A 1,219-nucleotide genomic window follows, 5' to 3' on the forward strand; every position below is an offset into this window, starting at 1 on the left:
CCAGTCCGAAGCTCGACAGGAAGGCCTGCGTGCGTGTCGGATCGCGAAAACCGCGCATACGACGCTCGCGTTCGCGTGTCGGCTGGTGGCTGTTTTCAGCCCGGTTGTTCAGTCGGGCTGCCGCTTTGACAAACACGTGCTTTACGCTCGCCAGCTCTGAAATCTCAGCTTTGGCGGCCAGATAGCTGCGCAGCTGATCGGTGATGATCTTGCGCGGCACCGGGTTCGAGCGCAGCACACGCTTGAAGAAGCGCTTGGCCGCGGCCTTATCGCGCCGCTTTTGCAGCAGGATGTCGAGTTCGGCGCCGTGCTCGTCCACTGCGCGCCATAGCAGGTAAGGCTCGCCGCGCAACGTCACGAACATCGCGTCAAGGTGCCATGTGCCGCCTGGTTTGCGACGCGCCGCTTTCACCCGACGAGCAAAGGCTGCGCCAAACTTATCGCACCAGCATCGGATCGTCTCGTAGGTCACGATCACGCCGCGTTCAAAGAGCAGTTCTTCGATGTCACGCAAGCTCAATTGATACCGGTAGACAGTATGACTTTGCGTGAGGCAGGGGCTGGCCCGCCGTGGGGAAACTGAACGCGATACAGCGATTTCGATTTCTTCATCGCCTCATCTTACGCGAGACGACCAGCAACCTGACAACGCCGTCTGGAGGAGTTGTTTGATGGCCGGCATTTTGATCGGGAGATCATTGTCCTGTGTGTGCGCTGGTACCCTTCGCTACAAGCTCAGCCTGCGCGATCTGGTCGAGATGATGGCCGAGCGGGGATTGTCGCTGGCCCACACCACGATCATGCGTTGGGTAAAGTGCTTTACGCCGGAGTTCGTCAAGCGCTGGAACCGGTTTGGCATACCCACTGGCCGGTCATGGCGTGTTGACGAGACCTGTCTGAAGATTCGTGGCAAGTGGGTCTATCTCTACCGGGCGGTAGATCGGGTCGGCCAGACAGTGGACTTCATGCTCAGGGCAAAGTGCGATGTGAGCGCGGCCAAAGCCTTTTTCAGCAAGGCCATCAAACATCAGGGCCAGCCACCGGAGACGATCACGCTCGATGGCTATGCCGCCTCGCATCGGGCCGTGCGCGAGATGATCGCTGACGCTCTGCTGCCTTAGGGGACGCACGTGCGCTCCTCGAAGTATCTGAAAAACGTGATCGAACAGGATCATCGAAACATCAAGTCCAGAACGAACGTGATGCTCGGATTCAAACG

General features: G+C 58.9%; 2 pseudogenes. One reads left to right on the forward strand and one right to left on the reverse strand.

Annotated elements, in window-relative coordinates:
• A pseudogene (locus P0D89_RS53115) lies at positions 1-612 on the reverse strand (IS6 family transposase); the annotation flags it as partial.
• A 43-nt stretch (positions 613-655) separates the two neighbouring features.
• Between P0D89_RS53115 and P0D89_RS53120 the strand changes: the two are divergent.
• Positions 656-1,219 (forward strand): annotated as a pseudogene (locus P0D89_RS53120) (IS6 family transposase); the annotation flags it as partial.

Origin of the sequence: Paraburkholderia sp. RL18-085-BIA-A, from assembly GCF_046027075.1 — a bacterium.
Taxonomy (GTDB): Bacteria; Pseudomonadota; Gammaproteobacteria; order Burkholderiales; family Burkholderiaceae; genus Paraburkholderia.